This window comes from Paenibacillus sinensis (genome assembly GCF_019904155.1).
Taxonomy (GTDB): domain Bacteria; phylum Bacillota; class Bacilli; order Paenibacillales; family Paenibacillaceae; genus Paenibacillus_AQ; species Paenibacillus_AQ sinensis.
This window is the reverse complement of record NZ_JAHCMB010000010.1, coordinates 1-6,910: the sequence shown is the minus strand read 5'-3', so window position 1 is coordinate 6,910 and position 6,910 is coordinate 1. Positions and strand designations below refer to the sequence as shown.

The following is a 6,910-nucleotide window of genomic DNA, read 5'->3' as shown; positions in this document are numbered from 1 at the left end:
GGTGGAAGTGCAGCAATGCATGGAGCTGACCAGTACTAATCGGTCGAGGGCTTATCCAAAACTACCCCAAAAAGTGAAGAAGACGCTGACGAAGCGGATTCCGAGTACTTTGCAGGGGCCCCGATAAGGGCAAAACGCAAGATTCGTTTCGATCCAGTTTTCAGGCGATCAAGCTTGAATTGAATATTGTTCCCTGATAGCTCAGTTGGTAGAGCACTCGACTGTTAATCGAGTTGTCACAGGTTCGAGTCCTGTTCGGGGAGCCATTTATGGAGAGGTGTCCGAGTTGGCCGAAGGAGCACGATTGGAAATCGTGTAGGCGTCAAAAGCGTCTCGAGGGTTCGAATCCCTCTCTCTCCGCCACTATTATTTGTATGGCCCGTTGGTCAAGGGGTTAAGACACCTCCCTTTCACGGAGGTAACAGGGGTTCGAATCCCCTACGGGTCATATTTGCTTCTTCGAATGGGGATGAGAACCCCTAAAGGTTCGTCGGAGCATAGACATCGTAAGGAATACATCGCAGTCGGCTCGTTTGCGAGGCGTATCCCCTACGGGTCACCAATATGGAGGCTTAGCTCAGCTGGGAGAGCATCTGCCTTACAAGCAGAGGGTCGGGGGTTCGAACCCCTCAGCCTCCACCATAGATCATCCCCAAAAAGTGAAGGGATTCCGATTGCTTCCAGGGGGCTTATAACAACTTTATACTTTTACTGACGCGGGGTGGAGCAGCCCGGTAGCTCGTCGGGCTCATAACCCGAAGGCCGCAGGTTCAAATCCTGCCCCCGCAATTATCCCCAAAAAGTGAAGATATGCTTTGTAGCGTATTCCGATTGCTTTCCGGGGACCCCAGCAGTACTTAAACGTGGAACCGTGGTGTAGAGGCCTAACATGCCTGCCTGTCACGCAGGAGATCGCGGGTTCGAATCCCGTCGGTTCCGCCATTTAATTATGGAACATGGTACGGCTCGGTAGCTCAGTCGGTAGAGCAGAGGACTGAAAATCCTCGTGTCGGCGGTTCGATTCCGTCCCGAGCCACCATATTTGACAATTGAATATGCCGGTGTAGCTCAATTGGTAGAGCAACTGACTTGTAATCAGTAGGTTGGGGGTTCAAGTCCTCTCGCCGGCACCATTTGTTCTGGAGGATTAGCGAAGTGGCCAAACGCAGCAGACTGTAAATCTGTTCTCTTACGAGTTCGGTGGTTCGAATCCATCATCCTCCACCAGTTTAGGGGCATAGTTTAAAGGTAGAACAGCGGTCTCCAAAACCGTTAGTGTGGGTTCAATTCCTGCTGCCCCTGCCACTTTTTTATTTGAATATGGCGGTCGTGGCGAAGGGGTTAACGCACCGGATTGTGGCTCCGGCATTCGTGGGTTCAAGTCCCATCGATCGCCCCATATTTTTTACAAAGAATAAGCTTCATGTTGGGGATTAGCCAAGCGGTAAGGCAACGGACTTTGACTCCGTCATTGCATAGGTTCGAATCCTATATCCCCAGCCATTATGCGGACGTGGCTCAGCGGTAGAGCATCGCCTTGCCAAGGCGAGGGTCGCGGGTTCGATTCCCGTCGTCCGCTCCATTATTACGGCGCCATAGCCAAGTGGTAAGGCACAGCTCTGCAAAAGCTCTATCCCCAGTTCGAATCTGGGTGGCGCCTCCATTGCTTTTTATGATTTCGGAATTTTTATGTTTTTCATTATCCGCGCCGGTGTGGCGGAATGGCAGACGCGCGCGACTCAAAATCGTGAGGGAAACCGTGGAGGTTCGAGTCCTCTCACCGGCACTACTTAAACAGGGTTGTGAAATTACTTTCGGGTGATTTCCGGCTCTTTTTTTATATTTATTATTTTGTTCATGGTTTCTACAGAACCAATTTTCGAGCTGAATTCCAAATGTGCGTATATATTTGCTGTTGTCGAGTAATCGCTGTGACCCAACCATTCTTGAACTTCCTTCATACTCACTCCATTGGCCAGAAGCAAAGTAGCACAACTATGCCGAAGAATGTGGAATCGAATATGGCACATCCTATTCTTTTTTAGGACGAGACCCAAATGTTGCGAAATATAATTTAGCTTTAAAAGGTAATCCATCTCATCCACGTTAAGGTAGGCCAGATACTCCGTAAAAAAAGAATCCCCACAGACCTTTCGGTTCAACTCTTGTTGCTGTTTGAGGCGCACCAGGAGGTCGTAGAACGCATCTACAAGGGGAAGCGTACGTCTGTCTCAACTTGACTTGTTCTTCGTGCGGTCACTTACAATCGTAATGAGCTTCCCGTTGAGTGATGCGACAGTAACAGTATGCTTGACCGTTATAGTTCGATAGTTGACTGTTGACGTATCGGATGTTCAGGCAGAACTAATGCCACAGGACAAATTAGACTTTATTAAAGAATTGAGATCTAATTATGTAACTTAGCTATGGTTGGAGATGTTTACGGTTAATGCGGGAGAAAGAATCAAGACAAAAAAAGCTAGGGGTTCTTCCCTAGCTTTTTCTTTGATAGTGTAGTAATTAGCAATAAAGTGCANAATTCTGGAGATTGGCTTTAGTGCTTGTTATCGGCATTCTGGTTACAGAACACCTTTTTTTAAAATAATATTTCCGTAGAGCGCTGTTTCTCCGGTCACTACTATAGCATAGGCAGTCTGAGAGCGGCTGTAAAAATTGAACCGCTCTTGTTTGGTAAATATGGCATCATCATCATGCTCTGCAACAATGTCTTCATATTGTCTCCAGACAGAGGGGACAGTAGTATCTCCTGCAACAACCTCCATCAGACATAGTTGATGATCTGCATAGTGATCCAACGGGAGTAGCTCCAGAATGGCACTTAGCAGATCAGGAATTCCAATTGCGTCCATTCGAATCACTCTGGAATGATGAGAATGGGCAGGGTAGTTAGCATCTGCCAATACAATTTCATCTCCATGTCCCATTTCCATTAATGCTTTTACTAATTCTGGTGACAATAATCGTGGGATTTTTTTGAGCATTTTTGCCATCTCTCCTTACATTCCATAGAAAGAACGTAGTGCCATTAGTTCATCAATGCGATTTTGTGGTAACTCTCTTTCTCCATTAAGCTGGCGAGTCAAAAATGTCAGTTTTGCAGTATATTCAAGACGTTCCATATTCATATAAGCACTCATGACATCTTTACCCCATGATAGCGCTCCATGACTTTCTAAGAGAATTGCTGTTTTCTTTCCAAGGAAAGGCATAACTGAATCTGGTACTTCTTCAGTGGATGGAGTACCATACTGGGCAAGCGGAATATCACCCATGGCGATGACAGACTCTGGCATCATCATTTTATCAAGTGCTTCTCCTTTAATAGCGAATGCAGTAGCAAAAGGAGGATGAGCATGTACAACACCGTTCATTTCAGGTAATTCTCTGTAGATACGAAGATGCATTTTAACTTCTGTTGAGGGCTTGTAGCCTTCGTGAGCCTCGACCACTTCACCATTTAAATCTACCTTTACTAACATATGTGGTTCAAGATAGCCTTTGCTTACACCTGTTGGTGTAGCGAGTATTTCGGTGGTTGATAAACGAGCAGAAATATTGCCATCATTGGCTGCAATAAAATCTTTGTTGAACAAATTTCTACCAATATCACAAATTCGCAAACGAAGCTGTTGTTCAAAGTTTTCCATAAAGTATATCTCCTTTTTTGGTTAAATCTATAAGCCTTTAGGTGAGTATTCAACCACTTGTGAAGATGCTGTTATCACATTAGGTATTGAGGTGAGATCTAATTTATTTAATACCTTTAATTGAATTAGGAGGTTACCTAGTGCACTTGCCTCTATAGGTCCAGCAATAACTATCCGATTTGTGGCTACGGCAGTTAATTGGCAAAGCAGTGTATTTTGAATCCCTCCACCGACCATATGAATGGTATCAATTAGTGTATCAGTTAAATTTTCCAATTCTTGAATCGCCTCTGCATAGGCATCTGCCAAGCTCTCAATAATAATACGTGCGACCTCACCGATACTGTTAGGGGCATAACCATACCGATTAAAACAGTATGAAGATATGAGTTTGGGGATAGGTCCAGGAACAAAGAAAAGCTTGTCATTTGGATCGATCCGCATATGTGTTGCTCCATGATCTTCAGCCAACTTTACGATGTCAGCATGGTTAAGCTCTTGCCCACAATCTGCCCAATAACGCTGGCTTTCTTGAAGTAGCCACAGACCGTTAATATTTTTCAAAATACGATTATCCCCGCCAAAGCAACCTTCATTAGTAAACCCGCTTTGATAAGCTTGTTTGGTTAGGACAGGTAGTTTTGTCTCTCTACCAACTAAAGACCAAGTGCCACAGCTAATAAATGCAGCTGAAGCTCGGTTTCTGTAAGGGATAGCTGCAACCGCAGAGGCAGTATCATGAGATGCCCCAGCAATAATCTTAAATGCATTTGTATCTAGCTGAGAGGCAATCTGAGGCAATAATGTACCAATTTCAGTACCAGCAGGTACGATTTGTGGTAACAACTTTGTTGAAAGACCAAGTTGTTTAAATACTTCTTCTGACAAGGCATTCTGCCCGGACTTCAGCAAGGCACTGGTACTGAGTATGGTGGTTTCCGCTACTGCATGACCGGTTAAAAAATAATGGATAAGGTCAGGCATCATTAGAATATGCTTAGCTTGGTTAAGTATATCTGGAGTTTCCTGTAAGTCGGCATATAACTGGTAGACTGTATTGATAAGTGACGGTTGATTACCTGTCAGTTGAAATTGATCATAGGGTTGTAATCGTTCATCAAATTGAACATGATGCCGACTCATCCGTTCATCTCGATAATGATGAGGATTTGTAATTAACTCACCATTGTTATCAATATAACCATAATCCACGCCCCAAGTATCAACACTAAGGCTCATTATATTTCCAAAATCCTGACTGGCTAGTTGAATCCCCTTATTGATTTCACATAGTAGGGTTGGCACATCCCAGTACAACTGTCCATCATGAGTGAGTGGTGTATTGGTAAATCTATGGATAATTATCATCTCGACAGACTCGCCATTGTAAGCTCCTAATATGACTCTGCCGGAACTAGCTCCTAAATCTACCGCTAAAACATTAATTTTTTCATTCATTTTTCAGTACCGCCCTATACAGTTTAATTAATATAGCGGTCCGAAATTGCGGCATGCCTGATAGTCAGCTGATTCGGCTTGTTCAGTGCCGAACAGGCTCCACGCACGCGGACGGAAAATACGTTCTTTAGCTACATTGTGCATGTTTACTGGAATACGTAGAATACTGGCAAGTGTAATCAGATCTGCACCAATATGACCGTAGCTGATAGCTCCGTGATTAGATCCCCAATTGTTCATGACCTCATAGACAGAAGAAAAAGCACCTTGACCTGTAAGGATAGGAGCAAACCAAGTTGTTGGCCAGGTTGGATCTGTTCTTTCATCAAGTGTTTTGTGGATATCTTGTGGAAGATCAACAGTGTAGCCTTCAGCAATTTGTAGGACTGGTCCTTGACCTTTGACAAGATTCAGGCGTGCCATTGTAACGGGCATTCCGCCTTTCGTTAAATAATCAGTTGAGAAGCCGCCACCACGGAAATATTCATGGGTTGCTGCACGGAATGTTGTTGCTTTAAGACATGCTGAAGCCTCTGAATCTGTAACTTCCCAGAATGGCTTAATAGCTGGCTTACCATCTCGTGACTGTTCACCTGTTCCATCCAGTGCTGCCGATCCCGAATTAATCAAATGTAATAATCCACCCTCAGCTGGTCCAGTCAATTCATAGCCTGTTACTCGTTTGACTGCGGCAGGGCTCCAATAGGTACGAACGTCAGCAAAGATTTGTGCAGTTCCTGTTAGAAGGTAGTTAAACAGCATGGTTACACCATTTAAACTATCATTTTCAGTAGCCAAAATATAAGGTGCACGTCTGCCATTCCAGTCAAATGAGGAGTTTAACATTGTCTCCATAAAATCACCGTTCGGGAAGTGATCTGTCCACTGACGTTGTCCTTGGAATCCAGCTACAATTGCGTTGTGACCCTGAGCTTCCTCTTCAAATCCTAGTTCTGCCAATCTTGGGTTGCCAACCATGAGGTCTTTAGCAATTAAAGCCATCTTGACACATGTTTCCCATTGCTTCTTTTTTTCATCAGAGCTGAACTGATTTTGCTTCGGATTGTTATCAGCACCTTCAATGCAGTTGTCCCGAGTCCAGCGCAAAGCCTTTTCAAATTCTTTGTTGTCGTAAATATTTTCTTCAAAGCGGCGAACGAACTCGGACATGTCCACATATTCATTGCGCATACCTAAGTAATTTTGGAAGAAATCCTCGTTAATAATGGAGCTGGCGATTCCCATAGAAACGGAGCCCATAGAAAGATACGATTGCCCTTTCATTAATGCAGTTGCTAGAGCTGCCTTGCTGAATTGGAGTAGCTTAGACTGAACATCTTGTGGAATTTCTTCGCTTGATGCCTCCTGAACGTCCTCCCCGTAAATACCAAATGCAGGAATACCCTTTTGAGCGTAAGCCGAGAGCACTGCTGCAAGATAAACAGCTCCGGGGCGCTCAGTGCCATTGAATCCCCACACTGCATGAGGAATAGTTGCATCCATATCCATTGTCTCTGAGCCATAACACCAGCAAGGAGTGACCGTGATCGATAGGCCAACATTGTTCGTATAAAACTTAGCCTGGCAAGCTGCTGCTTCCTTAACACCTCCGATAGTAGTGTCTGCAATAATACATTGAACCGGAGTGCCATCAGGATATTTGAGGTTTTTTTCTAGAAATGCGGCTACACGATTTGCCATACCCATGGTTTGCATTTCTAAAGATTCACGTACACCGCGTCTTCTACCGTCAATAGTTGGTCTTATTCCTATTTTTGGATAAT

At 44.4% G+C, this 6,910-nt stretch carries 5 protein-coding genes and 15 tRNA genes; 15 read left to right on the top strand and 5 right to left on the bottom strand.

What is annotated here, in order from left to right:
- Positions 1-190 precede the first annotated feature (190 nt).
- From KIH86_RS00590 to KIH86_RS00520, 15 genes are all read left to right on the top strand, one after another.
- Positions 191-266 (top strand) — tRNA-Asn (locus tag KIH86_RS00590).
- A 5-nt stretch (positions 267-271) separates the two neighbouring features.
- Positions 272-363 (top strand) — tRNA-Ser (locus KIH86_RS00585).
- A gap of 13 nt (positions 364-376) precedes the next feature.
- Positions 377-448, top strand: a tRNA-Glu gene (locus tag KIH86_RS00580).
- 118 nt (positions 449-566) lie between these two features.
- Positions 567-642, top strand: a tRNA-Val gene (locus tag KIH86_RS00575).
- Between the two features lie 73 nt (positions 643-715).
- Positions 716-789 (top strand) — tRNA-Met (locus tag KIH86_RS00570).
- A 76-nt stretch (positions 790-865) separates the two neighbouring features.
- Positions 866-942, top strand: a tRNA-Asp gene (locus tag KIH86_RS00565).
- Between the two features lie 21 nt (positions 943-963).
- Positions 964-1,039, top strand: a tRNA-Phe gene (locus KIH86_RS00560).
- A gap of 18 nt (positions 1,040-1,057) precedes the next feature.
- A tRNA-Thr gene (locus KIH86_RS00555) sits at positions 1,058-1,133 on the top strand.
- 8 nt (positions 1,134-1,141) lie between these two features.
- A tRNA-Tyr gene (locus tag KIH86_RS00550) sits at positions 1,142-1,227 on the top strand.
- 4 nt (positions 1,228-1,231) lie between these two features.
- A tRNA-Trp gene (locus KIH86_RS00545) sits at positions 1,232-1,305 on the top strand.
- A gap of 18 nt (positions 1,306-1,323) precedes the next feature.
- Positions 1,324-1,399, top strand: a tRNA-His gene (locus tag KIH86_RS00540).
- 28 nt (positions 1,400-1,427) lie between these two features.
- Positions 1,428-1,503, top strand: a tRNA-Gln gene (locus KIH86_RS00535).
- Between the two features lie 4 nt (positions 1,504-1,507).
- Positions 1,508-1,582, top strand: a tRNA-Gly gene (locus KIH86_RS00530).
- Between the two features lie 7 nt (positions 1,583-1,589).
- Positions 1,590-1,663 (top strand) — tRNA-Cys (locus tag KIH86_RS00525).
- A gap of 44 nt (positions 1,664-1,707) precedes the next feature.
- A tRNA-Leu gene (locus tag KIH86_RS00520) sits at positions 1,708-1,786 on the top strand.
- 22 nt (positions 1,787-1,808) lie between these two features.
- Here the strand turns inward: KIH86_RS00520 and KIH86_RS29940 are convergent.
- The 5 genes from KIH86_RS29940 to KIH86_RS00495 form a co-directional block, all read right to left on the bottom strand.
- Positions 1,809-2,096: a tyrosine-type recombinase/integrase gene (locus tag KIH86_RS29940; RefSeq protein WP_223080979.1), complete on the bottom strand. Its 288-nt coding sequence runs from the start codon at positions 2,094-2,096 to the stop codon at positions 1,809-1,811.
- 483 nt (positions 2,097-2,579) lie between these two features.
- Entirely contained in the window at positions 2,580-3,002 is a 423-nt protein-coding gene (fucU, locus tag KIH86_RS00510) for an L-fucose mutarotase (protein ID WP_223080980.1), read from the bottom strand.
- A 15-nt stretch (positions 3,003-3,017) separates the two neighbouring features.
- Positions 3,018-3,668, bottom strand: a complete 651-nt coding sequence (locus tag KIH86_RS00505) for a class II aldolase/adducin family protein (protein ID WP_223080981.1) — start codon at positions 3,666-3,668, stop codon at positions 3,018-3,020.
- A gap of 27 nt (positions 3,669-3,695) precedes the next feature.
- Positions 3,696-5,126 (bottom strand): rhamnulokinase, encoded by a 1,431-nt coding sequence (locus KIH86_RS00500; RefSeq protein ID WP_223080982.1) that lies wholly within the window; start codon positions 5,124-5,126, stop codon positions 3,696-3,698.
- 27 nt (positions 5,127-5,153) lie between these two features.
- Positions 5,154-6,910 (bottom strand): L-fucose isomerase (locus tag KIH86_RS00495; protein ID WP_223110248.1); only part of this gene is annotated, 1,757 nt, incomplete at its 5' end.

Excerpts from the sequence above, each read along its gene's own strand:
- KIH86_RS29940 (WP_223080979.1), bottom strand. The coding sequence starts at position 2,096 with ATGGATTACCTTTTAAAGCTAAATTATATTTCGCAACATTTGGGTCTC.
- fucU (WP_223080980.1), bottom strand. The coding sequence starts at position 3,002 with ATGCTCAAAAAAATCCCACGATTATTGTCACCAGAATTAGTAAAAGCA.
- KIH86_RS00505 (WP_223080981.1), bottom strand. The coding sequence starts at position 3,668 with ATGGAAAACTTTGAACAACAGCTTCGTTTGCGAATTTGTGATATTGGT.
- KIH86_RS00500 (WP_223080982.1), bottom strand. The coding sequence starts at position 5,126 with ATGAATGAAAAAATTAATGTTTTAGCGGTAGATTTAGGAGCTAGTTCC.